The sequence below is a fragment of the Kitasatospora sp. NPDC088160 genome (genome assembly GCF_044741445.1).
In the GTDB taxonomy this organism is placed as follows: domain Bacteria; phylum Actinomycetota; class Actinomycetes; order Streptomycetales; family Streptomycetaceae; genus Kitasatospora.
In genome coordinates this window covers 72049-96328 of the sequence record NZ_JBIUSS010000010.1, presented here as the reverse complement: position 1 = coordinate 96328, position 24280 = coordinate 72049, and the positions used below count along the sequence as shown (strand labels likewise).

Below are 24280 nucleotides of genomic sequence, written 5' to 3'. Positions count from 1 at the left end.
CGTGGTTGACGGGGGATCTGGCGGTGCGGGTGGAGAATGCCCGCCATGGATCGCAGGCCTTTCATCGGCGTCAGCACCTACCTGGTCGACGCGAGTTGGAGCAACTGGCAGGGCCGCCGGGTGGCCCTGGTGCCCGAGCGGTACACCGCGTACGTCCAGGAGTCCGGCGGGATCGCGGTGCTGCTCCCGCCCGACTCCCCCGACCGCGCACCCGAGGTGCTCGCCCGGCTCGACGCCCTCGTCATCGCGGGCGGGCCCGACATCGACCCCGCCTACTACGGCCAGCCCGCCCACCCCCGCACCGAGGTCGACTCCCCCGAACGGGACCGGTGGGAGTCGGCCCTGCTGCGGGCGGCCCTGGCGGCCGGGATGCCGCTGCTGGGGATCTGCCGGGGCATGCAGGTGCTCAACGTCGTCTGCGGCGGGACCCTCGTCCAGCACCTGCCGGACGTCGTGCCGGTGGACGTCCACGGCGGCGCGGACGGCGGCTACGGAACGCACCTGGTGCGGCCGGTGCCGGGGACGCTGCTCGGCGGGCTGCTGCCGGAGAGCGAGGTGGAGGTGCCGACCTTCCACCACCAGGCCGTCGACCGGATCGGGGCGGGCCTGCGGGTCTCGGCCCACGCGCCGGACGGGACGGTCGAGGCGGTCGAGGGCCCGGGATTCACCCTGGGCGTGCAGTGGCACCCGGAACAGGGGGACGACCTGCGGGTGATGCGGGCCCTGGTGCGGGCGGCCACCGCGGCGCAGTTGGACACCGCGCTGATCGGGTAGCCGAGGCGCGCCCGCCCCCTCGGAACGACCGCTCAACGGCAACGACAACGGTCACCAGTACAGCCTTTGGATCTTTGTCCGTTCTGCGGTTCACTTCGGGTGCAGGGCGATCGCGCCCCTCCCCTCCCCACCCGTGCGTCCAGAGAGGACTTCGATGGCCGGGCACGAGCATTCCCACACTGATCATGCGCATGACCACAAGCACGCGCACGACCACGGCGGACACCGGCACGGCGGACACGGCGGGCACAGCGGCCACTCGCACGGTGTCGCCGCCGACGCCGACCGCCGCTGGCTGCTCGGCGCCCTCACGCTCATCGTCGTCTTCATGGCCGGCGAGGTCGTGGTCGGCTTCGCCGCGAAGTCCCTGGCCCTGATCTCCGACGCGGCGCACATGCTCACCGACGCCGCCTCGATCGTCCTCGCGCTGGTCGCGATGCGCCTCGCCGCCCGCCCGGCCCGCGGCGGCTACACGTACGGCCTCAAGCGCGCCGAGATCCTGTCCGCCCAGGCCAACGGCGTCACCCTGCTGGTGCTGTCCGCCTGGCTGGGCTACGAGGCCGTCACCCGGCTGTTCGAGCCGCCGGAGGTCGCCGGCTCGCTGGTGCTGGTCACCGCGCTGATCGGGATCGTGGTCAACCTGGCCGCCGCCTGGTGCATGTCGAAGGCCAACCGCAGCTCGCTGAACGTCGAGGGCGCCTTCCAGCACGTGCTCACCGACCTGTACGCGTTCATCGCCACCGCCGTCGCCGGCGCCGTCATGCTGACCACCGGCTTCGTCCGGGCCGACGCGATCGCCTCGCTGATCGTGGTCGCGCTGATGCTCAAGGCCGGCATCGGCCTGGTCCGCGACTCCGGGCGGATCTTCCTGGAGGCCGCCCCGGCCGGCATCGACCCGGACGCGGTGGCCGACCGGATGGTCGCCCAGCCGCTGGTCGAGGAGATCCACGACCTGCACATCTGGGAGATCACCTCCAACCAGCCGGCCCTGTCCGCGCACATCCTGGTCACCCCCGGCGGCGACTGCCACGCCGTCCGGCGCGAGCTCCAGCGCGGACTGGCCGACGAGTACGGCATCACCCACAGCACGCTCCAGGTCGACCACGTCGGCGAGGACGCGGCCGGCGCCCTGCTCCAGATCGCCGCCCCGGGCGAACAACCCGCCGAACACTGCGCCGACGCGCACGGCCCGGTCCACCGCGCCGGCCCGCACGAACACTGAAGCCGCCCTCCTGTCGTCGCGGTGCGGCATGATCTGACACGTGACCGCACCGCGACTGATGCTCCTCGACTCCGCCAGCCTGTACTTCCGGGCCTACTACGGCGTGCCGGACACCCTGCGCTCCCCGCAGGGCGAACCGGTCAACGCCGTCCGCGGCCTGCTGGACTTCATCGCCCGGCTGGTCCACGACCACCGCCCCGACCAGCTCGTCGCCTGCATGGACGCCGACTGGCGCCCGCAGTGGCGGGTGGACCTCCTCCCCTCGTACAAGACCCACCGCGTCGCCGAGGCCGCCGAGGACGGCGAGGAGGAGGTGCCGGACACGCTCGCCCCGCAGGTCCCGGTGATCGAACAGGTGCTGGACGCGCTCGGCATCGCCCGGGTCGGCTCCCCCGGCTACGAGGCCGACGACGTCATCGGCACCCTGACCGCCCACGCCAAGGGCCCGGTGCAGATCGTCACCGGCGACCGCGACCTGTTCCAACTGGTCGACGACGCCCGCGGGATCACCGTGCTCTACCCGGTCAAGGGCATGGGCAACCTCCAGGTCACCGACGACGCGCTGCTCCTGGAGAAGTACGGCGTGCGCGGCGCCCAGTACGCCGACATGGCCGCCCTGCGCGGGGACCCGAGCGACGGCCTGCCCGGCGTCAAGGGCATCGGCGAGAAGACCGCCGCCCAGCTCATCAACGAGTACGGCGATCTCACCACCATCCGCGCCGCCGCCCTCGACCTCTCCTCCAAGCTCACCCCCGCCCGCCGCCGCAACCTCGTCGAAGGCGCCGCCTACCTCGACGTCGCCCCCACCGTCGTCCGCGTCGCCCCCGACGCCCCGCTCCCCGCCTTCGACCCGGCCCTCCCCCACGAACCGCTCGACCCGATGACCCTGGAGGAACTCTCCACCCGCTGGGGCCTCGGCAGTTCCCTCGACCGCCTCCTGGAGTCCCTCGCCACCCGCTGAGCCCCCTGCAGAGGGGCCTCTTTCCGCCGCCCCAGGCGAAACAATGCCGTCGGCGAAGTCATCCGGTACCTCTGGCGGGCCGACGCCGAACGCCTGGACCTTCCGCAGGAGGAGGCCTGACGCCCACCGCATCATCACGCGGTGCCGCAGGGCACTCGGTTCTGCCTGAGAATTCCCACGAACCCCAGCCGCCCGAGCCGGAATATACGAGAATCACGATCCCGCCGGCGAATCTCGACCGCTTAACGTCCTGCCGATGGCTTTGATCGGCAGGGGAGTTGAGTGGTGATCACGAGGCCGCAGTGGTTGACGGATGGCGTCCCGACGAGTGGTGTAGCAGGGATCTTGGTGTAACCCCTGGCCATAAGGGAGCCATCGCGCAACTCTCCGAGTAGGCATGCTCGTTGAGTGAGAGGTGCGCGATGGCCGCGGCTGGGCCGGCTCATCCGGGAAACAGGCCGACCGAACGAAGCCCTCGCCCGGGCCTTGTGCGCCGTTGCGGCCAGTCACAACGATCCGGCACGACCGAGCCGGGCATCCGTCACTCAGTGGGTCCGCCAAGGCGTCATGCTCTCCGGGAACATCCCCCAGCACTACTACACCGTCGCCGTGAAGCTGGCGGCCGAGGCTGACGACCCCGCGATGGCCGGCCACGTCCTGCGCGCCATGGCCCACCAGGCGGTCGACCTCCGGAAGCCGCACCATGCTGTCAGGGTCGCCGAGGCGTCGATGGTCGGCGACCGATTCCGGCTCGCCAGCCCTCGCGAACGGTCTCTGCTCGGCGTCGTCCACGCACGCGCTCTCGCCGCTGCGGGGCGCGCCGCCGAGGCGAACGCCGCACTCCTTCGGGCACGCCGGTCATCGAAGTGAAGCCCTGGTTCGAGGAGTTCGGCCCGCGCGGAGAAGTGCGCCAACCCGCATGGACCACGGAGATGCTCCGCGACTACTTCGCCCCGGCGCTTCCCACATCCTGACCATCAGCGTCGCCTCGCTCGTTTCGGCTGCCTCTTCTCCACGAGAAGTCGACCTGATCGACTTCCCATGCAACCGCTCGCAATTCCGGTGCCGCTTCGGCCCCGCCGAAGCGGCACCGGCTTGGAATCTCGCTTCTGTCATCAGAATGCCTCTGCCCCTGTCATCGGCGGGGGCAGAGGCATTTCCTCTGCGGAGGAAGCCCCAGCGGCGAGGCGAAGCCGAAGCCGCACGGGGGCGGGGGGTGGGGGATGGAAGCCGCCGGGCACGCCAGGGGCCCGCACGTTCGGGGTGAACGGGCGGGCCCCTTGCGTTCGGCGGTCAGCCCACCGAGGAGTAGGCGATGATGCCGCGGCGCAGGCCGTCGACGGCCTTGCGGGCCGTCCGGCGCAGTTCGGCGTCCTCGCCGGCCGCGTCCTGGATCTGGCCGAGGACGTCGATCAGTTGCTTGGTCCAGCGGACGAAGTCGCCGGCCGGCATGTCGGCGTCGCGCAGCACCTGGTCCAGGCTGTGGCCGAGGGCCCAGCGGTGGGCGGCCCAGGCGAAGCCGAGGTCGGGCTCGCGCTGGCCGACGCCCTCGGCGGTGTTGATCCGGTGCTGCTCCTCCAGGGCGTCCAGGTGGCCCCAGATCCGGACCATCTGGCCGAGCGCCTCCTTGGCCGCGCCCTCCGGCACCCGGGGGGCGGTGGCGTCGTCGGACTGGCGCGCCTCGTAGACCAACGCCGAGGCGCAGGCGGCGAGTTCGGCGGCATCCAGGCCGCTCCAGACGCCTTCGCGGATGCACTCGGAGGCGAGCAGGTCGAGTTCGCCGTAGAGCCGGCCGAGGCGCTTGCCGTCGTCGGTGACGGTGTCGCCGCTGAGGTAGCCGAGGTCGGTGAGCAGCCCGCAGACCCGGTCGAAGGTGCGGGCGATGGTGTGGGTGCGGGAGCGCATCCGGCGTTCCAGTACCTCGGTGTCGCGGTGCAGGCGGTGGTAGCGCTCGGCCCAGCGGGCGTGGTCCTCGCGCTCGTCGCAGCCGTGGCAGGGATGCTGGCGCAGTTCGGTGCGCAGCCGGGTGATCTCCTGGTCGTCGGCGGCGGCCGCGCGGCCCCGGCGGAACCGCTCGGGTTCGAGGTGGCCGGCCTTGGTGCGCAGCGCGGAGGCGAGGTCCCGGCGGGACTGCGGGCTGCGCGGGTTGAAGGACTTGGGGATGCGCACCCGCTCGACGGCGGCGACCGGGTACGGGAAGTCGATCATGGCGAGCCGCTTGACCTGCCGCTCGGCGGTGAGCACCACCGGGCGGGGCCCGTCCTGGAAGTCGGGGTGGCGGCCGACCCGGCCGTTGCGGCTGACCGGCGGCAGGCCCGGGTCGAGGACGAGGGCGAGGCCGGCGAACTTGCCGGTGGGGACGTGGATGACGTCGCCCGGCTTGAGGTGCTCGATCGACTCGACGGCGGCCGCGCGGCGCTGGCTGCTGCCCTCGCGGGCGAGTTCGTTCTCCCGGTCCTTGAGCCGGCGACGCAGGTCCATGTACGCGTCGAAGTCGCCGAGGTGGCAGGTCATCGACTCGCGGTAGCCCTCCAGCCCCTCCTCGTTGCGCTGGACCTGGCGGGCGATGCCGACCACCGAGCGGTCGGCCTGGAACTGGGCGAAGGAGGTTTCCAGCAGTTCGCGCGAGCGGTGCCGGCCGAACTGGGAGACCAGGTTGACGGCCATGTTGTAGGACGGCCGGAACGAGGACTTGAGCGGGTAGGTGCGGGTGCCGGCCAGGCCGGCCAGCGCCTCCGGGTCGAGGCCGCGCTGCCAGAGCACCACGGCGTGGCCCTCGACGTCGATGCCTCGGCGCCCGGCCCGGCCGGTGAGCTGGGTGTACTCGCCGGGGGTGATGTCGGCGTGGGTCTCGCCGTTCCACTTGACCAGCTTCTCCATGACCACCGAGCGGGCGGGCATGTTGATGCCGAGCGCGAGGGTCTCGGTCGCGAAGACGGCCTTGACCAGGCCCTTCACGAACAGCTCCTCGACCACCTCCTTGAACCGCGGCAGCATCCCGGCGTGGTGGGCGGCGATGCCGCGCTCCAGCCCGTCCAGCCACTCGAAGTAGCCGAGGACGTGCAGGTCCTCGTCGGGGATGTCGGCGCAGCGCTCCTCGACGAAGGCCCGGACGAGGGCGCGGTCGGCGTCCTTGTTGAGCCGCAGGCCGGAGCTGAGGCACTGCTGGACGGCGGCCTCGCAGCCGGCCCGGCTGAAGATGAAGGTGATCGCGGGCAGCAGCCCCTCGGCGTCGAGCCGGTCGATGACGTCCACCCGGCCCGGCGTCCAGACCCGGCCGGGGCGCCCGTTGGGCATGCTGCGGCCCCGGCCGCGGCCGAACCGGTCGCGCGGGTTGCGGTCCAGCTCGGAGCGGGCGAGCCGGACCAGCTCGGGGTTGACGGCCTTGCCGGGGTTGCGCGGGCCGTCCTTGGGGCGGCCGTCCCGGTCGGGGTTGGCGAACAGGTCGTACATCCGGTTGCCGGCCATCACGTGCTGCCACAGCGGCACGGGCCTGGTCTCGGAGACGATCACCCGGGTGCCGCCGCGCACGGTGTCCAGCCAGTCGCCGAACTCCTCGGCGTTGGAGACGGTCGCGGAGAGCGAGACGAGGGTGACCGACTCGGGGAGGTGGATGATGACCTCCTCCCAGACGGCGCCGCGGAAGCGGTCGGCGAGGTAGTGCACCTCGTCCATGACGACGTAGCCGAGGCCGTCGAGAGTGCTGGAGCCCGCGTAGAGCATGTTGCGCAGCACCTCGGTGGTCATGACCACCACGGGGGCGTCGCCGTTGACGGTGTTGTCACCGGTGAGCAGGCCGACCTTGGCGGCGCCGTAGCGCTTGACCAGGTCGCCGTACTTCTGGTTGGACAGCGCCTTGATGGGCGTGGTGTAGAAGCACTTGCGGCCGCCCAGGAGGGCCAGGTGCACGGCGAACTCGCCGACGATGGTCTTGCCCGAGCCGGTGGGCGCGGCGACCAGGACGCCCGAGCCGGCCTCCAGCGCCTCGCAGGCCTCCAGCTGGAAGTCGTCCAGCGGGAAGTCGTACAGCTGCTGGAAGCCGTGGAGCGCGGTCGCCTGTTCCTTGGCCCGGCGGCGGCTGGCCGCGTACGCCTCGGCGGGGCTGAGCTCCTGGTCGTCGTGGGGCTGGGGCTCAGGGGTGTTCATCGCCGTCCGGGTGTGGTTGGTGTGATCTCGCATCTCAGCGAGAGGTTACCCGGCGGCACTGACATCGATAGCACCGTTTTTCCGTGCGACTTTCCGTGCGGCTTCCGTACGGCTTTCCCCGCGGCTTCCGTGCGGCCTCCGTAGGGCTTCCGCACGGCGGGATCGGCCGCGGGATCATTCCGGGATCGCTTCCCTCTCACATCCATAGTTGCAAACATCTTCAAGTGATCGGAGTCCGACCAGCTTCGGACGTCTCCGGTCATCCCCGGTGGACCGCCGCCGGTCTCCCTACCGTCGTTGCCACGGCGGAGCGACCGCCACCAACTCACGGGAGGACACCGACGATGGCGAACCTGGAGACGTCCCTCAAAGAGGCCATGGGGATCGACGGCGCGATCGGCGTCGCCCTGGTCGACTACGGCAGCGGCATGGCGCTCGGCAGCCTCGGCGACGGCGGCGAACTGGACCTCAACGTCGCCGCCGCCGGGAACACCGACGTGGTCCGCGCCAAGATGCGGGCGATGGAGATGCTCAACCTGCACGACAACGAGATCGAGGACATCCTGATCAGCCTCACCAACCAGTACCACATGGTCCGACCGATCACCACGCCCACCGGACGCGGCCTCTTCCTCTTCCTGGCGCTCAACCGCGGCCGCTCCAACCTCGCGATGGCCCGCCACCAGCTCAAGCGGATCGAACTCTCGCTGGAGATCTGAGCGGACCGACACCAGGGAAGGGGGGACTCGTGGCGGTAGCGCTCTACCAGGCCAAGGCCGAGTTCTTCCGGATGCTCGGCCATCCCGTCCGGATCCGGGTGCTGGAACTGCTCCAGGCCGGACCGACGCCCGTCCGCGGGCTGCTCGCCGAGCTGGAGGTCGAACCCTCCAGCCTCTCCCAGCAGCTCGCGGTGCTGCGCCGGTCCGGCATCGTCACCGCCACCCGGGAGGGCAGCACGGTGGTGTACACACTGGCCGGCGGCGACGTCGCCGACCTGCTGCGAGCGGCCCGGCGGATCCTCACCGGGCTGCTCGCCGACCAGAACCTGCTGCTCGCCGAGCTGCGGGCCAGCTCCGACCGGGCCGGCTCCGAACGAGGCAGCTCCGAGCGGGCCGGCCCGGACTAGCCACGCGCGGACCGGCCCGGACCAGCCACGCGCGGAGGCCGGCCCCCGCGAGCCGGTCAGCCCTTCAGCAGGTCGGCCAGCCCGTCCGCCAGCCGCTCGTACTCCCGCGGCCGGTTGTACAGCTGCGCGCTGACCCGCAGCACCCCGCCGCCGGCCCACGGGCGGATCGCGATCCGGGTGCCGAGCCGCTGCCACACCTCGTCCCGCAGCGGTCTCACGTCCTGCTCCGCCTCGACGCACCCGGCCGGCAGCCGGACCGAGCGCATCGAGACCCCGGGCGTCGCGGGCAGCGGCGACAGGCCGGCCCGCTCGGCGAGCACCCGCTGGCCGTACCCGGCGAGCGCGGCGTTGTGCGCGGCCACCGCCTCGGGGCCGAGCTCGCGCAGCAGCTCGAACCCCGCCGGGGCGGCCAGCCAGCCCGTGTAGTCGCAGGTGCCGCGCCATTCGACGTTCCACGGGAAGCCCCGGTCGTGCTCCCAGGAGAAGGTGAGCGGGCGCACCCGGTCCACCCACTCCGGGCGGACGGCGAGCACGCCGGTGCCGCGCGGGGCGAAGGCCCACTTGTGCAGGTTGCCGAACCAGAAGTCGGCGTTCGGGTCGACCGGGGCGGGCAGCATGCCGGGGGCGTGGGCGCCGTCCACGACGGTGGTCACACCGCGCTCGCGCAGGTCGGCGAGCAGGCCCGCTCCGGCGATCAGGCGGGCGGTGGGCGAGGTGATCTGGTCCAGCACCGCGACGGTGACGCGCTCGTCGACGGCGGCGAGCACCGCCTCCCGGACGGCCTGCTCGTCGGGGGTGTCCAGCGGCAGTTCGACCTCGACCACCTCGGCGCCGGTCTCGGCGGCCCGGCGGGCGGCGGCCCGGGTGACCACCCCGTAGCCGTGGTCGGTGACCAGGATCCGGTCGCCGGGCGCGAACGGGATGGTGTCCAGGGCGATCGCGACCGCCTCGGTGACGTTGGAGACCAGGGCGAGCCGGCCCGGGTCGACGGCCAGGTCGGCGGCGATCCTGGTCCGCGCCGCGCCGACCCGGGCCGGCAGGTCGGCGAAGAAGCCGTCCGGGTCCAGCTCGTGTTCGGCGCGCAGCCGCTGCTGCGCCCGCTGCACGGGGACGGGCACCGCGCCGAACGAACCGTGGTTCAGGTGCGCCGCGTCCGGTGAGACGCCGAACAGCCCGTCGGCCGCGGGCAGCGGGGCCGGGGGTTCGGCGGTCCACAGGTCCTCGATCACGGCATCCTCCGCATTGTGATGTGTGACATTTCACATGACAGGGTACTGGTCGGGTGGCGTGTCCCGAGACGACGATCGGGCCGTGACCATCACCGACCCCTTCCTGTCGCTCAGCGCCCGCACCGGCCGGTTCACCTTCGGTGCGCCGCGCGCGTTCACCCTCGCCGAGGACGGTACCCGGCTGCTGCTGCTCCGCTCGACCGGTTCCGAGGATCCGGTCGACCGCCTGCACCTGCTCGACACCGCCACCGGCGAGGAACGACTGGTCGCCGACCCGGCCGTCCTCGCCCCCGGGCGCGCCGGCCGCCGCGACGACCTGCCCGCCGTCGAACGACGGCTGCGCGAACGCACCCGCCTGGTCGCCGCCGGCATCGGCACGTACGCGGCCACCGCCGACCTCGCGACCGCCGTCCTCGTCCTCGACGGCCGGCTGTTCCGGATCGACACCGCCACCGGCACCGGCACCGAACTGCCCGTCGCCGGGCCCGCGTTCGACCCCCGGCCGGACGCCGCCGGCGAACGCGTCGCCTACGTCGCCGACGACGCCCTGTACGTCACCCCCGGCCTCGAACCGCTCTCCCCCGCCGACGGCGCCCGCTGGGGCGTCGCCGAGTTCGCCGCCGCCGAGGAGCTCGGCCGCTCCCGCGGCCACTGGTGGCGCCCCGACGGCGGCGCGCTGCTGGCCGCCCGGGTGGACGAATCCGCCCTCCCCCGGCGCTACTTCGCCGACCCCGCCCACCCCGGCGAGCCCGCCGAGGACTTCGCCTACCCGCAGGCCGGCGGCCCCAACGCGGACGTCCAGCTCTGGGTGCTCGGCCTCGACCGCAGCCGGGTACGGCTCCGCTGGGACGCCGCCGCGTTCCCCTACCTCTGCGCCGCCACCTGGGCCTCCGACCAGGAGCTGCTGCTCACCGTCGCCGACCGGCTCCAGCAGCACGTCCTGCTGCTGACCGCCGACCCGACCACCGGCGAGACCCGCGAACTCTCCCGCACCACCGACGAGTTCTGGGTCGACGACCTGCCCGGCACCCCCGCCCGGCTGACCGACGGCCGGCTGCTCACCGCCCACGACACCCCGCAGGCCCGCGGCCTCGCCCTGGACGGCAAGCCGCTGGACACCACCGGGCTCCAGATCCGCCGGGTGGTCGGGCACCTGGACGACCGGCTGCTCTGCGAGACCGGCCAGGGCGACCCGGCCGACCAGTACGTCCACCTGGTCGACCCGGACGGCGGCGCACCCGAACCCGTCACCACCGGCCCCGGCGTGCACTCCGCACTCGCCGCCGGCCGCACCCTGCTGCTCACCACCGCCGACGCCGACGGCATCCGGCGCCGACTGCTGCGCGACGGCTCGCTCGACGCCTCGCTCGACGGCCCCGCACTGCCGCTCACCGACCTGAGCGCCACCCTGCCCTACCGGGTGCGGCCACGGCTCGCCCGGGTCACCGAACTCGGCCTGCCCACCGCCGTGGTGTACCCGCGCGACCACGTCCCCGGCCGCCGGCTGCCGGTGCTGCTGGACGTCTACGGCGGGCCCGGCTTCCAGGCCGTGGCGGCCGAGCCGCGCCGCTGGCAGCTCCGCCAGTGGTGGGCCGACCAGGGCTTCGCCGTCGTCACCACCGACAACCGCGGCACCCCGTTCGTCTCGCCGGAGTTCACCCGGGCGATCTTCCGCCGCTTCTCCCAGGTGGCGCTGGACGACCAGGTGAACGCCCTGCGGGCGCTCGCCGGGCAGCACCCCGACCTCGACCTCGGCCGGGTCGGCGTGCGCGGCTGGTCGTACGGCGGGTACTTCGCGGCGCTCGCCGTGCTGCGCCGCCCGGACGTCTTCCACGCCGCCTGCGCGGGCGCCCCGCCCACCGACTTCCGGCACTACGACACCGCGTACACCGAGCGCTACCTCGCGCTGCCGCAGGACAACCCGGAGGGCTACGCCGACGACTGCCTGGTCACCGACGCGCCCGGGCTGACCCGGCCGCTGCTGCTGATCCACGGGCTGGCCGACGACAACGTCCACCCCTCGCACACCCTGCTGCTCTCCGAGGCGCTCACCAAGGCCGGCCGGCCGCACAGCGTGCTGCCGCTGCCGGGCGTCACCCACATGACCCCGGGCGGAGTGAACGAGCAGGTCACCCAGGCCGAACTCGCCTTCCTGCGGGCGTCCTTGGGCTGAGCCTCCGGATTCACGGGCAGGGGCGTCGCACCGGTGGTGCGGCGCCCTTCGCCTTGCCCTCACCTCTTCCACGTGACCCGTGACATGTGAAATATTACCTGCGCTTCACCGAACGATTACTCCCACCCGGACCACCCGGGGCGCCCGGAAGCCCGGACCGCCCGGAAGCCCGGGACCCCCATCCCCCGGAAAGGACCGGTCAGTTGCGCAGACTGTCCGCCGCACTCGCGGCCGCGCTCACCACGAGCGCGATAGCCGCCACCCTGCTGGGCACCCCCGCCCAGGCCGCTCCCCTCACCGCCACGACCGCCCCCGCCACGATCGCCGCCGCCCCGGCGGAGCAGGGCGCCGAAGCCCCGCCCGCGCCGCTCGCCCCCCAGGAGCGCGAGCGCCAGGCGCTCCGCACCAAGGCCCTGGAGCAGCTCAACCAGGGCGCCGTCGCCAAGACCGCCGGCAAGCGGGCCCCCGCCAAGGTGAAGGTCGGCAACGACTACGTCCAACTGGCGCACCAGCGCACCGACAAGGTCTTCGTGATCCTCGCCCAGTTCGGCGACGAGGTCGACAACACCACCCAGTACAACGGCCAGCCCCGCTACGGCGGCACCCCCGGCCCGCGCCACGACCAGATCCCCAAGCCGGGCAAGGGCGACAACCACACGCTGTGGGAGCCGGACTTCGACCGCGGCTACTACCAGAAGATGTTCTTCGACGACACGCCCGGCGCCGTGTCCATGCGCAACTACTACCGCACCCAGTCCTCCGGCCGCTACGACGTCCAGGGCACCGTCAGCGACTGGGTCACCGTCCCGTACAACGAGGCCCGCTACGGCAGCAACAAGGGCCCGCAGGGCTCCGGCGCCTGGACCCAGGGCCAGGAGTTCATCCGGGACGCCGTCAAGGCCTGGTACGACGGCGAGATCGCCAAGGGCCGCAGCGTGGCCGACATCAAGGCGCAGCTCGCCCAGTACGACGTCTACGACCGCTACGACCACACCAGGACCGGCGAGTTCAACCAGCCCGACGGCTACCTCGACAACGTCATCGTGGTGCACGCCGGCGTCGACGAGACCTGGGGCGGCGGCGCCCAGGGGGCCGACGCGCTGTGGGCGCACCGCAGTTGGACCTTCCCCGACGCGACCGGCCGGACCGGCCCGGAGGGCAACAAGATCGGCGGCGCGCCGGTCGGCGACACCGGCCTCTACGTCTACGACTACGTCCAGGCCGGCGAGAACAGCGGCGTCGGCCTGTTCGCCCACGAGTACGGCCACAACCTCGGTCTGCCCGACCTGTACAGCACCAACGGCGGCGACAACAGCGTCAACTTCTGGTCGCTGATGTCCTCCGGCTCCTACCTCGGCAAGGGGCCGAACACCACCGGCGGCTACCCCGGCGACCTCGACGCCTGGAGCAAGCTCCAGTTCGGCTGGCTCGACTACGACGAGGCGCAGGCCGCCACCCGGTCCAGCCACGCCCTCGGGGTGAGCGGCTACAACACCGACCAGGCCCAGGCGCTGCTCGTCCACCTGCCGGACAGCACCACCAGCACCGACCTCGCCGACCCGTACGAGGGCGCCAGGCAGTGGTGGAGCGACACCGGCGACAACCTCGACAACTCGCTCAGCCGGGACGTCGACCTGCGCACCGCCACCGGCCCGGCCGCCCTGGACGCCGCCGCCTGGTACGACACCGAGCAGGACTACGACTTCCTCACCGTCGAGGCCTCCACCGACCAGGGCAAGCACTGGACGGCCCTGGGCGGCACCGTCGACGGCGCACCGATCGGCAACACCAACGCCAACACCCCCGGGCTCAGCGGCAGTTCGGGCACCTACCGGAAGCTGCACCTCCCGCTGGACAGCTACCTCGGCCAGCAGGTCCGGCTGCGCTTCCACGCCACCTCGGACGGCAACACCCACGGCCGGGGCGTGCTCGTCGACGCCGTGAGGATCACCGCCGGCGGCACCGAGCTCTTCGCCGACGGCGCCGAGAACGGCGCCAACGGCTGGACCGCCACCGGCTTCACCGTCATCACCGGCCGCACCGCCGTCAAGCAGCACCCGCGCGCCTACCTCGCCGAGAACCGCCGCTACACCGGCTACGGCGCGTTCCTGAAGACCGGCCCGTACAACTTCGGGTACACCGGCGTCGCGGGCAAGGCCGACGTCGTCGACACCTACCCGTACCAGGAGGGCGTCCTGCTCTGGCTGTGGGACACCGCGTACGGCGACAACAACACCAAGGACCACCCCGGCGGCGGGCTGATCCTGCCGATCGACGCCCACCCGGCGGCGGTCCGCTTCGCCGACGGCACCCTGGTCAACGGGCGGGCGCAGACCTACGACGCGCCGTTCTCGCTCAGGCCGACCACGGCGTTCACGCTGCACAAGGGCGGCGTCGCGGTGCGGATCCCGTCCGAGCCGGCCGTCCCGGTCTTCAACGACCACACCGGCACGTACACCGACCCGGCCCTCCCGCAGCTCGCGGTGAAGGTCCCGGACACCAACACCAGGATCGAGGTCGTCCGGGAGTCCCAGGGCGGGCGGATCACCACCGTCCGGGTCGGCCCGGCCTCGTAGGAACCCACAGCGAAGGCCCCGGGTCCCCCCGACGAAAAGGGACCCGGGGCCGGCTCGTGGGTCTCACCGCGCCCGGCGAACGGTTCACGCCGACCTCGGGCGGGGCCGTTCGGCGCCGACTCCAGGGGACAACTGTCCTGCTCGGCAACGGCAGTAATGCTCTGCGCAGCGAACGATCCGACCACGTCCGGTACGCTAGATCTTCAACAGGACTTGAAGTCAAGGAGTCGAGGAGCAGGCATGGACACCGCACCGGTCGACCTGCTGAGCGTCGGCGAGGTGGCCCGGCGGGCCGGGATCGCCACCTCGGCGGTGCGCTTCTACGAGGACCAGGGGCTGATCTCCTCCGAGCGGTCGCCGGGCAACCAACGCCGCTACCGGCGGCACGTGCTGCGCCGGATCTCGCTCATCCTGGTCGCCAAACGGCTCGGCATCCCGCTCTCCGAGGTGGCCGAGGTGTTCACCGGGCTCCCCGAGGACCGGATGCCGGGCAAGCACGACTGGGACCGCATCTCGCGGCGCTGGGCCGAACAACTGCGCGCCCGGCGGGCCGAGTTGGAGCGGCTGGAGGAGGAGCTGACCGGCTGCATCGGCTGCGGCTGCGTGTCGCTGCGCCGCTGCCGGGTGCTCAACCCCGGGGACGAACTGGCCGCCGAGGGGCCCGGCCCGCGCCGGCTGCTGCCGGGCACGGCGGGCGAGGCGGGCGGGCCGTCCGGACCGCGAGAAAGGCCGGAGCATGAGAACGGCAGGACCATGAACCGGACCGTGAACCGGACCATGAAAACGGTGGAACCCGGTCGGACGCGGCCCTCGTGAGGTTCCCCGCCGCGCCCGACCGGGCGTCTGCGGCGAGGGATCGCGTCCCTCGCCCGTTGGGTGCCGTACCGCCCGGCGTGGGGGCAACTGGGCGGTACGGCGGCTCTATGTGGTCGGCCTCAGGCCTCCGGGAAGTGGCAGGCCGCCTGCCGGCTACCCGCCCCGGCGATCTGCAGCAGCGGACGGTCCGTGCGGCAGATCTCCTGCGCCTTGGGGCAGCGCGGGTGGAAGGTGCAACCGGACGGCGGGTTCGCCGGGCTCGGCGGGTCGCCGAGCAGCACGATCCGCTCCCGCGCGCGCTCCGCCGCCGGGTCGGGCAGCGGGACGGCGGACAGCAGCGCCTTGGTGTACGGGTGCGCCGGGCTGCCGTACACCTCGGCCTTGTCGCCGATCTCGACGATCCGCCCGAGGTACATCACCGCCACCCGGTCGCAGACCCGCTTGACCACCGAGAGGTCGTGCGCGATGAACACGTACGCCAGGCCGAGCTCCTGCTGGAGCCGCTCCATCAGGTTGACCACCTGGGCCTGGATGGAGACGTCGAGCGCGGAGACCGGCTCGTCGGCGATGACCAGCTTCGGCGAGGTGGCGAGCGAGCGGGCGATGCCGATGCGCTGCGCCTGGCCGCCGGAGAACTCGTGCGGGTAGCGGTCGATCTGCTCGGGGATCAGCCCGACCAGTTCCATCAGCTCGCCGGCCCGCCGGCGCGCGTCGGCCGCGCTCGACCCCTGGAGCAGCAGCGGCTCGGAGATGATCCGGGCCACCGTCTGCCGGGGGTTGAGCGAGGAGTACGGGTCCTGGAAGACCATCTGCAGGTGCCGCCGGTGCGGCCGCAGCCGGGCCTGGGAGAGCCCGCCGATCTCGGTGCCGTCGAAGGTGACGGTGCCCGAGGTCGGGTCGAGCAGCCGGACGATCATCCGCCCGGTGGTGGACTTGCCGCAGCCGGACTCGCCGACCAGGCCGAGCGTCTCGCCCTTGCCGACGTCGAAGCTGACGCCGTCGACGGCGCGGACCGGGGCGCCGGGCCGGCCGGTGCGGCTCCGTCGGCCGGGGAAGGTCTTCACCAGGTCCCGTACGGACAGCAGGTTCTCAGTCATGGCCGGGCTCCTTCCGGTACCAGCGGCAGGTGGCAGGCGGCCTGGTGGCCGGGGCCGAGCGGGCCGAGCTCGGGGCGGTCGGCCAGGCAGCGGGCGTGCTCCTCGGCGGTGGCGGTGCTGGTGCGGGCGCAGCGCGGCGCGAAGGAGCAGCCGGGGGCGGGGGCGATCAGCGACGGCGGGCTGCCGGGGATGGCCCGCAGCGGGGCGTCGTCGGTGTCGTCCAGGCGCGGCAGCGAGTCCAGCAGGCCGCGGGTGTACGGGTGCCCGGGGGTGGCGAACAGCCGGTCCACCGGGGCCTGTTCGGCGGCCCGGCCGCCGTACATGACCAGCACCTCGTGGGCGACCCGGGCGACCACCCCGAGGTCGTGGGTGATCATGACGACGCCGAGGCCGCGCTCCTGCTGGATGCGGGCGATCAGGTCGAGGATCTGCGCCTGGACGGTGACGTCGAGGGCCGTGGTGGGCTCGTCGGCGATCAGCAGTTCGGGTTCGCAGGCGAGCGCCATGGCGATCATGACGCGCTGGCGCATGCCGCCGGAGAACTGGTGCGGGTACTCGTCGACCCGCCGGGCCGGCTCCGGGATGCCGACCTCGGCCAGCATCTCGACCGCCCGCGCGCGGCCCGCCCTGCGGTTGGCCTTGAAGTGCACCCGGTAGTGCTCGGCGATCTGCTCGCCGACGGTGTAGAAGGGGTGCAGGCTGGACAGCGGGTCCTGGAAGATCATCGCGATCCGGCGGCCCCGGACGGTGCCCAGCTCCCGTTCGCCGAGCCCGTTGAGCTCCATCCCGTCGAGCCGGATCGAGCCGGTGACGGCGGCGCCGCGGTGCAGGCCCATGACGGCGAGCGAGGTGACGGACTTGCCGCTGCCGGACTCGCCGACCAGGCCGAGGGTCCGCCCGGCGTCGACGGCGAAGGAGATGCCGTCCACCGCCCGGACGGTGCCGCGGGGCGTGTCGAAGGAGACCTTGAGGTCCTCGACCTCCAAGAGAGTCATCAGTACCTCACTCGTGGGTCGACGAACGCGTAGAGCAGGTCGACCAGCAGGTTCGCCGCGACGATGAAGAAGGCCGCGAGCAGGGTGACGCCGAGGATCACGGGCTGGTCGGAGCGGCCCAGACCGTCGTAGAACAGCCGGCCGACGCCGGGCAGGCCGAAGATGGACTCGGTGATGACCGCACCGGCCAAAAGGCCGCCGAGGTCCATGCCGAAGATGGTGAGGATCGGCGTCACCCCGGCGCGCAGCCCGTGCTTGACCGTGACCGTCCGCGACGGCAGGCCCTTGGCCCGGGCGGTGCGGATGTACGGCTCGGCCATCGCCTCGATCATCGAGTTGCGGCTCTGCCGGGCGTACATGGCCGCGTACAGCAGGGCCAGGGCGATCCACGGCAGCAGCAGGTTGGAGGCCCACTCGAAGGGGTTCTCGGTGAACTTGTGGTACGCCGGGTAGGGCAGCAGCCCGGCCGTACGGACGACACCCCAGATCAGCATGATCGAGGTGAAGTAGACCGGCAACGAGGCGGTGCCGACCGAGAGCACCATCAGCGTCTTGTCGGAGGCCTTGCCCTTGCGCAGCGCCGAGGTGACGCCCGCGCCGAGGCCGAGGACCAGCCAGAGCACCGCCGCGCCGACGGCGAGCGAGATGGACACCGGCAGCCGGTCGACGAGCAGGTCCCAGACCGGCAGCCCGTACTCGTACGAGTAGCCGAGGCAGGGGAAGCCGCAGTGCACGGCGCTCGGGCCGCTGCCGTAGTCGCGACCGGCGAAGATGCCGCCCAGGTAGGCGAGGAACTGTTCCCAGATCGGCTTGTTCAGGCCCATCGCCGCCTTGACGTCGGCGAGCCGCTCCGGGCTGCAGGTCTTGCCGCAGGCCGCCGCCGCCGGGTCGTTCGGCAGCAGGTAGAAGATGGTGAAGGTGATGGCGCAGATGGCGAGCAGGATGCCCGCCACGCCGAGCAGTCGGCGGCCGAGGTAGAGGATCACGACCGGCCTCCCCGGGGGTCGAGGATGTCGCGCAGCGCGTCCCCGAGCAGGGTGAACGCGAGCACGGCGACGAACAGGAAAGCCGTCGGGATCAGGAAGTACGTCGGGTCGGTCTCGTAGTGGACGATGCTCTCCGCGATCATCTGGCCCCAGGACGAGGTCGGCGGGCGGACGCCCACACCGAGGTAGCTGAGCGCGGCCTCGGTGGCGATCATGCCGGGGATGAGCAGGGTGGTGTAGGCGATGATCGGGCCGGAGACGTTCGGCAGGATCTCCCGGGTGAGGATGCGCCAGGAGCGCGCCCCGCCGACCTTGGCGGCCTCGACGTACTCGCGGTGCTTGAGCGAGAGGGTCTGGCCGCGCACGACGCGGGCGATGCCGGGCCAGGTGAACAGGCCGATCACCAGGGTGATCAGCAGGATCCGGTTGACGTCCTTGGCCACCGACATCATCGCGATCATGAAGATCAGCGAGGGGAAGGACATGGTGAGGTCCATCAGCCGGGACAGCAGCGTGTCCGTCCGGCCGCCGAAGTAGCCGGCCGCGATGCCGGCCAGGGTGCCGGTGATGACGACGACGGCGGTCGCGGTGAACGCGATCAGCAGCGAGACCTGCCCGCCGTGCAGGACCCGGGCGAACAGGTCGCGCCCGGTGATCGGCTCGACGCCCAGCCAGTGCCGGGCGCTGATGCCGCCGAAGTCGCCCCGAGGCATGCCGCCCAGGTACGGGTCGATGGCGCGCTTGTCGAACTCCTCGGGGGACCAGCCGCCGAGCGAGCTCAGCGGGCCGGCCAGGGCGGCCAGCAGCAGCAAGGCGCCGACCGTGATCAGGCCGAAGCGGGCCGATCCCTTGGCCCACAGCTGGTCCCAGACCAGCCGCCACGGGCCGCGCCCGGTGGCCTTCGCGGGGCCCGTCGCCGTGGAGTCCACGGCGACGGGCTCAGTGGTTGTACTCATCGCCGACGGCCCCTCAGCCCTTGCCCTTGGCGGGGTCCTTGAGGCCGACCACGGCCAGGTCGATCATGCCGGCGTAGCCGGAGTTCCCGAACGCGCCGGCCACGTTGGTGCCGGCCAGCAGCGGGCGGCGCTGCCACATCAACGGGACGGCCGGGGCCTTCTTCAGCAGGTCCTCGTCCAGTTGCTGCCAGGCCTTGTTGGCCTCGTTGACGTCCGTCATGGCCGCGATCTGGTCCATCCGGTCCATCGTGGCCTGGTCCTTGAACTGGCTGTAGTTACCCTGGTTGCCCTTCTCCTTGATGGTCCGTCCGTCGAAGATGAACGGGAGGAAGGTCGCGCCGGACGGGTAGTCCGGGCACCAGCCGTTGATGGTCAGCTCGGGGGCGTTCTTGGTGTCGCCGAGCGTGTCGGTGAAGGCGGACGGGTCGACGGTGTTCACGGTGACCTGAACACCGGCCTTGGCCAGCGACTGCTGGATCGTCTCGGCGCGGGTCTTGTCGCCCAGGGAGACGGTGATCGACACCTTGAGGTCGGTCTTGCCCGCGTCCTTGAGCATCGCCTTGGCCTTCTCCGGGTCGCCGGCGGCCGGGATCTTCAGCGGGTCCGCCTTGGCGCCGCCGGTCAGCGACGGCGGGAGGTAGGAGGTGGCCACGTCGGCCATCGCCGGGCCGCCGAAGGCCGTCACCTGCGCCTCGCGGTCGACCGCCCACATCATCGCCTCGCGCACCTTCGGGTCGTCGAAGGGCGCCTTGGCGGTGTTCAGGTACAGCATGTCCGTACAGCCGGTCTGCTCGGCCGCCATGCGGGCCTTGACGTCCGGCTTGGTCAGCACCTTGGAGACGGACTCGTGGGCCATCCACGGCATCTCGATCGCGTTGGCGTCGGCGCCGTCGCTGGCGATGATCCGGTCGTCGGCCTGGCCGCCCTTGATGCCCTGGGTGACCACGATCTTGTCCGGGTACGCCTTGCGGACGGTGTCGGTGGACTGGTCCCAGTTGGTGTTGCGGACCAGCGTCAGCTGCTTGCCCCGGTCGTACGTGTCGATCTTGTAGGGGCCGGAGGAGAACGGCCGCGAGTCGTACTGGGTGCCCTTCTCCTGGGACTGCGGCACCGGGGAGAAGGTCGGGAGGGTGACGGTGTCCGAGAACTCGGCGACCGGGCGCTTCAGGTGGAAGACGATGGTCCTGTCGTCCGGGGTCTCGATGCTCGCCAGGTGCTCGCCAGTGAGCGGGCCCTTGTAGTTCTCGCCGCCGGCCAGGTACTGGACGGCGTAGTCGGGGCCGCCGGTGAGGTCCGGGGAGAAGGACCGCTCGACGTTGTACTTGATGTCGGCGGACTTGATCGGCGTGCCGTCCTCGTACTTGAGGCCGTCCTTCAGGGTGAAGGTCCACACCTTGCCGCCCTCGCTGGACTTGCCGAGGTCGGTGGCGAGGTCCGGGACGATCTCGCTGCCCGCCGCACCCGGCTCGGACTTGAAGGTGGTCAGGGTGCGGTAGATCAGCCGGGTGCCGAAGTCCATGTGCGGCACGGTCCAGTTGCGGGCCGGATCGAGGTGGGCGAAGTCCTGGTTCGTCAGGACGTTGAGGGTGCCGCCCTTGACCGGGGTGCCGCCGATGACCGAACCGGACGCGGCGCCCGGGCCCTGGCCGTTGGAAGGCGCGGCGTCACTTCCGCTGTCGCTCTTGTCGTTCTTGCAGGCCCCGAGGCCGAGGGTGAGGGTCGCCGCGAGGACCGCCGCGAGGGCGGCGTGGGTGCGCCTGGTCATGTGCAACTCCGCTGTGGGGGGCCTGCCGTGAAGCCCGTGTCCGCCCCGGGAGGTGATCCGGGGCCCGACCGGGAGGCGACCTTCGAGGTCTGGCCGCTCCGCGGTGTGACCCGTAACATAGTAATGTGAAATTGCACTGCACAAGAGGTGACGCCCCCCGTTACCGAGCTGTGTCCGGGCCACACCACCCCCTCCCCACCTAGGAGTTCACCGGTGCCCCTCCGACAGACCGGCCTCAACACCGGGAGCCACGACCTCCCCGTCTCCCCCGCCCTCGACGCCTTCATGGGCACCCGCTGGGCCGCCACCCCCCTCCCCGCCGACCAGCGAGTCCCCGGCCACGACCGCCTCCCCGGCCGCCACGCCCGCCTCTCCGCCGCCTTCCCCGGCGAGCGGCTGATCGTCCCCGCCGGCCGGCTGAAGGTCCGCTGCAACGACCTCGACCACCGCTTCCGCCCGCACAGCGCCTACGCCTGGCTCACCGGCCTCACCGGCGAGGACCAGGCCGACCACGTCCTCGTCCTCGAACCGACCGGCCCCCACGGCCACGAGCCGGTCCTGTACCTGCGCCCCCGCTCCCCCCGCGGCCGGCAGCACGCCAACGGCACCGAGTTCTACCGCGACCGCCGCTACGGCGAGTTCTGGGTCGGCCGCCGCCCCGACCTCGCCGAAGCCGCCGCGCTCACCGGACTGCGCACCGAACACCTCGACGACCTCGACAAACTCCTCGCCGGCCCCCAGCCGCCCACCCGCGTCCTCGCCGGCACCGACCCCCTCGTCGACGAATGCACCGGACGCCCCGGCGCCCACACCACGCGGGACGGCGAACTCGACGCCGTCCTCGCCGAGTTGCGCCTGGTCAAGGACACCTGGGAGATCGGCCAGCTCCAACTCGCCGTCGACCACACCGTCACCGGCTTCCAGGACGTCGTCCGCGCCCTGCCCACCGCCCTGCGCCACCCCCGCGGCGAACGCTGGATCGAGGGCGTCTTCGACCTGCGCGCCCGCGCCGAAGGCAACGGCACCAGCTACACCACCATCGCCGCCTCCGGCGCCCACGCCTGCGTCCTGCACTGGATCCGCAACGACGGCGCCCTCGACCCGAACTCCCTGCTCCTGCTGGACGCCGGCGTCGAAACCGACACCCTCTACGCCGCCGACATCACCCGCACCCTCCCGCTCAGCGGCACCTTCACCCCCGTCCAACGGCAGGCCTACGACCTCGTCCTCGCCGCCCAGAGCGCCGGCATCGCCGCGCTGCGCCCCGGCGCCCGCTTCCGCGACTTCCACCACGCCGCCATGCGGGTCATCGCCGAAGGCCTCGCCGACTGGGGCGTCCTACGCATCCCCGCCGAACAGTCCCTCGCCGAGGACAACGGCCTCCACCGCCGCTACACCCTCTGCGGCAGCGGCCACATGCTCGGCCTCGACTACCACGACTGCGCCAGGGCCCGCGCCGACCGCTACCTCGACGGCACCCTGGAAGCCGGCATGGTCCTCACCGTCGAACCCGGCCTCTACCTCCAGCCCGACGACGAAACCCTCCCCCTCGAACTCCGCGGCCTCGGCATCCGCATCGAGGACGACCTCGTCATCACCCCCGACGGCGCCCACCTCATGTCCCACGCCCTCCCCCGCACCGCCCCCGCCATCGAATCCTGGATGGCCGACCTCCTCGGCTGAGCCCGGGGAGCGGCCGCTCACACCGCCCGTGCCGCCGCCCACAGCTCCGCGATCAGGTCCGCCGCCGGGCCCGTGCGGGCCAGGTGGTGGGCGGTGCCCGCCCAGAGGTGCATGGACTGGAGGTCGGCGCGGCGGGTCGCGGCGGCGCGCAGCGGCTGGGTGAGGTGGTGCACCTCGGGGTAGGCGGGCGGGGCGTACGGGCCGTGGCGGTCGATGAAGGCGTTGCGCAGGCCGCGGGCCGGGCGGCCGGTGAAGGCCCGGGTGACGGCCGTCTCCGGGAGTTCGGTGAGCACCGCCCGGTGCGCGGCCGAGGTGCCGGCCTCGTCGGCGCGCAGCAGGGCCGTCCCCAGTTGCACCGCCGCCGCCCCGGCCCGCAGCGCCGCCGCCACCGCCGGACCGTCGCCCAGCCCGCCGGCCGCGATCAGCGGCAGCGCCGTCACCGCCCGGACGGCGGGCAGCAGCTCCAGCAGCGGGACGTCACCGGGCTCGTCCCCGATCCGGTGGGTGGCGCGGTGCCCGCCGGCCTCCGGGCCCTGCACGCACAGCGCGTCCATCCCGACCGCCTCCGCCGCCCGCGCCTCCGCGGGCGTGGTGACGGTGCCGACCTGGAACGACCCGGCCGCGCGGACCGCCGCCGCCTCCTGCGGCGTCGGCAGGCCGAAGGTGTACGAGACCACCGGGACCGGGTCCGCCAGCAGCACGGCGAGCTTGGCCTCCCAGTCGTCCCGATCCGGCCCGATCTCCTCGGGCAGCGCCACGTCCCACCGCTCGGCCTCGGGCCGCAGCCGCTCCCGGTAGGCGGCGACGGCCGCCGGATCGCCGGGCGGGGCCGGGACGAACAGGTTCACGCCGAACGGCCCACCGGTCAACTCCCTGACCAGCGCGACCTGTTCGGCCATCGCGGCGGCGCTCCGGTACCCGGCGGCGAGGAACCCCAGCCCGCCGGCCCGGTTCACCGCCGCCACCAGCTCCGAGGTGGACGCCCCGCCCGCCATCGGCGCGCCGATCACCGGCACGGAAAGTTCATCGAGACGCATGGCCATCGGGGTCCTCCACTCCGGGCAACGGTTCGGACCCGGCCCACCCTACGCTCAGCGGATCAGCCCCCGCCCGCGCGCCGCCCGCACCGCCGCCGTCCGCGAGTCCACCGCCAACTTGGTGTAGACGTGCACCAGATGGGACTTCACCGTGGCCTGGCTCAGGTGCAGCCGCTGGCTGATCTGCTGGTTGGTCAGCCCGTCCGCGACCAGCCCCAGCACCTCGGTCTCCCGCGCGCTGAGCGCCGCCGCCGGCGTCCGCATCCGTTCCAGCAGCCGGTCGGCGACGCTCGGTGCCAGCGCCGAGCGGCCCGCGGCGGCGGCCCGGACGGCCTGGGCCAGTTCCTCCGGCGGGGCGTCCTTGAGCAGGTAGCCGGTGGCGCCGGCCTCCAGCGCGGGCAGGGTGTCGGCGTCGGTTTCGTAGGTGGTGACGACGAGGACCCGGGGCGCGCCCGGCCCGGCGGTGATCGCGGCGGTCGCCTGGGCGCCGTTCATGGCCGAGCCGGGCCCGAACTGGAGGTCCATCAGCACCACGTCGACCCCGCCCGCCGCGGCGAGTTCGACGGCCCGTTCGGCGGTCGCGGCCTCGGCGGCGATGGTGAAGTCCGGCTCGCCCTCCAGGACGGCCCGCAGCCCGGCCCGCACCACCGGGTGGTCGTCCGCCAGCAGCAGCCGGATCACCGCGCCGCTCCCGCGCCCGCCGTCACTGCGCTCGTTCACGCCCTGACCTCCGTCACT

At 72.6% G+C, this 24280-nt stretch carries 19 protein-coding genes; 10 read left to right on the top strand and 9 right to left on the bottom strand.

Annotated features, from left to right (window positions below; genetic code table 11):
• Nucleotides 1–45: 45 nt before the first annotated feature.
• The 4 genes from ACIOGZ_RS17155 (at nucleotide 46) to ACIOGZ_RS17140 (ending at nucleotide 3827) form a co-directional block, all read left to right on the top strand.
• A complete protein-coding gene (locus ACIOGZ_RS17155; RefSeq protein ID WP_371516265.1) occupies nucleotides 46–774 on the top strand; it encodes a gamma-glutamyl-gamma-aminobutyrate hydrolase family protein in 729 nt (242 codons plus the stop codon).
• A 154-nt stretch (nucleotides 775–928) separates the two neighbouring features.
• Complete coding sequence (locus ACIOGZ_RS17150; RefSeq protein ID WP_363583834.1) at nucleotides 929–1996, top strand: cation diffusion facilitator family transporter; 1068 nt, start codon at nucleotides 929–931, stop codon at nucleotides 1994–1996.
• A 58-nt stretch (nucleotides 1997–2054) separates the two neighbouring features.
• Nucleotides 2055–2957, top strand: a complete 903-nt coding sequence (locus ACIOGZ_RS17145) for a 5'-3' exonuclease H3TH domain-containing protein (RefSeq protein ID WP_400986446.1) — start codon at nucleotides 2055–2057, stop codon at nucleotides 2955–2957.
• 567 nt (nucleotides 2958–3524) lie between these two features.
• Nucleotides 3525–3827, top strand: coding sequence for a hypothetical protein (locus ACIOGZ_RS17140; protein WP_363583836.1), 303 nt, complete (start codon nucleotides 3525–3527; stop codon nucleotides 3825–3827).
• 423 nt (nucleotides 3828–4250) lie between these two features.
• On the opposite strand, the gene ACIOGZ_RS17135 is transcribed toward ACIOGZ_RS17140, so the two are convergent.
• Nucleotides 4251–7103, bottom strand: coding sequence for a DEAD/DEAH box helicase (locus ACIOGZ_RS17135; protein ID WP_350878048.1), 2853 nt, complete (start codon nucleotides 7101–7103; stop codon nucleotides 4251–4253).
• Nucleotides 7104–7447: 344 nt separating this feature from the next.
• Between ACIOGZ_RS17135 and ACIOGZ_RS17130 the strand changes: the two genes are divergently transcribed.
• Together ACIOGZ_RS17130 and ACIOGZ_RS17125 are read left to right on the top strand one after the other, a co-directional pair.
• The gene (locus tag ACIOGZ_RS17130) at nucleotides 7448–7822 is read left to right on the top strand and encodes a hypothetical protein (RefSeq protein WP_350877952.1); all 375 of its coding nucleotides are present in this window, start codon (nucleotides 7448–7450) and stop codon (nucleotides 7820–7822) included.
• A 29-nt stretch (nucleotides 7823–7851) separates the two neighbouring features.
• Complete coding sequence (locus ACIOGZ_RS17125; RefSeq protein ID WP_363583839.1) at nucleotides 7852–8229, top strand: metalloregulator ArsR/SmtB family transcription factor; 378 nt, start codon at nucleotides 7852–7854, stop codon at nucleotides 8227–8229.
• 56 nt (nucleotides 8230–8285) lie between these two features.
• On the opposite strand, the gene ACIOGZ_RS17120 is transcribed toward ACIOGZ_RS17125, so the two are convergent.
• Complete coding sequence (locus ACIOGZ_RS17120; RefSeq protein ID WP_363583841.1) at nucleotides 8286–9458, bottom strand: aminotransferase class V-fold PLP-dependent enzyme; 1173 nt, start codon at nucleotides 9456–9458, stop codon at nucleotides 8286–8288.
• An 82-nt stretch (nucleotides 9459–9540) separates the two neighbouring features.
• Between ACIOGZ_RS17120 and ACIOGZ_RS17115 the strand changes: the two genes are divergently transcribed.
• The 3 genes from ACIOGZ_RS17115 (at nucleotide 9541) to soxR (ending at nucleotide 15023) form a co-directional block, all read left to right on the top strand.
• Nucleotides 9541–11631, top strand: coding sequence for a prolyl oligopeptidase family serine peptidase (locus tag ACIOGZ_RS17115; RefSeq protein ID WP_363583843.1), 2091 nt, complete (start codon nucleotides 9541–9543; stop codon nucleotides 11629–11631).
• A gap of 203 nt (nucleotides 11632–11834) precedes the next feature.
• Complete coding sequence (locus ACIOGZ_RS17110; RefSeq protein ID WP_363627455.1) at nucleotides 11835–14207, top strand: immune inhibitor A domain-containing protein; 2373 nt, start codon at nucleotides 11835–11837, stop codon at nucleotides 14205–14207.
• 240 nt (nucleotides 14208–14447) lie between these two features.
• Complete coding sequence (soxR, locus tag ACIOGZ_RS17105) at nucleotides 14448–15023, top strand: redox-sensitive transcriptional activator SoxR (RefSeq protein WP_400986328.1); 576 nt, start codon at nucleotides 14448–14450, stop codon at nucleotides 15021–15023.
• 119 nt (nucleotides 15024–15142) lie between these two features.
• Here the strand turns inward: soxR and ACIOGZ_RS17100 are convergent, their stop codons facing one another.
• The 5 genes from ACIOGZ_RS17100 to ACIOGZ_RS17080 are packed head-to-tail and all read right to left on the bottom strand — an operon-like array spanning nucleotide 15143 to nucleotide 20822.
• Nucleotides 15143–16120 carry an oligopeptide/dipeptide ABC transporter ATP-binding protein gene (locus ACIOGZ_RS17100; RefSeq protein WP_363583847.1) on the bottom strand — a complete coding sequence of 326 codons (978 nt, stop codon included), beginning with the start codon at nucleotides 16118–16120 and terminating at the stop codon, nucleotides 15143–15145.
• Nucleotides 16117–17115, bottom strand: coding sequence for an ABC transporter ATP-binding protein (locus ACIOGZ_RS17095; protein ID WP_363583849.1), 999 nt, complete (start codon nucleotides 17113–17115; stop codon nucleotides 16117–16119). The genes ACIOGZ_RS17100 and ACIOGZ_RS17095 overlap by 4 nt, the downstream gene beginning before the upstream one ends.
• Entirely contained in the window at nucleotides 17115–18101 is a 987-nt protein-coding gene (locus ACIOGZ_RS17090) for an ABC transporter permease (RefSeq protein ID WP_363583851.1), read from the bottom strand. The genes ACIOGZ_RS17095 and ACIOGZ_RS17090 overlap by 1 nt, the downstream gene beginning before the upstream one ends.
• Entirely contained in the window at nucleotides 18098–19057 is a 960-nt protein-coding gene (locus tag ACIOGZ_RS17085; RefSeq protein ID WP_363627453.1) for an ABC transporter permease, read from the bottom strand. The genes ACIOGZ_RS17090 and ACIOGZ_RS17085 overlap by 4 nt, the downstream gene beginning before the upstream one ends.
• Nucleotides 19058–19070: 13 nt before the next feature.
• Nucleotides 19071–20822, bottom strand: a complete 1752-nt coding sequence (locus tag ACIOGZ_RS17080; protein ID WP_363583855.1) for an ABC transporter substrate-binding protein — start codon at nucleotides 20820–20822, stop codon at nucleotides 19071–19073.
• Between the two features lie 213 nt (nucleotides 20823–21035).
• Between ACIOGZ_RS17080 and ACIOGZ_RS17075 the strand changes: the two genes are divergently transcribed.
• Complete coding sequence (locus tag ACIOGZ_RS17075) at nucleotides 21036–22505, top strand: aminopeptidase P family protein (RefSeq protein WP_363627452.1); 1470 nt, start codon at nucleotides 21036–21038, stop codon at nucleotides 22503–22505.
• A gap of 17 nt (nucleotides 22506–22522) precedes the next feature.
• Here ACIOGZ_RS17075 and ACIOGZ_RS17070 read toward each other — a convergent pair whose 3' ends face one another.
• Nucleotides 22523–23542 (bottom strand): nitronate monooxygenase, encoded by a 1020-nt coding sequence (locus ACIOGZ_RS17070; RefSeq protein WP_400986325.1) that lies wholly within the window; start codon nucleotides 23540–23542, stop codon nucleotides 22523–22525.
• Nucleotides 23543–23596: 54 nt separating this feature from the next.
• Complete coding sequence (locus ACIOGZ_RS17065; protein ID WP_363583861.1) at nucleotides 23597–24262, bottom strand: response regulator transcription factor; 666 nt, start codon at nucleotides 24260–24262, stop codon at nucleotides 23597–23599.
• Nucleotides 24263–24280: the final 18 nt, after the last annotated feature.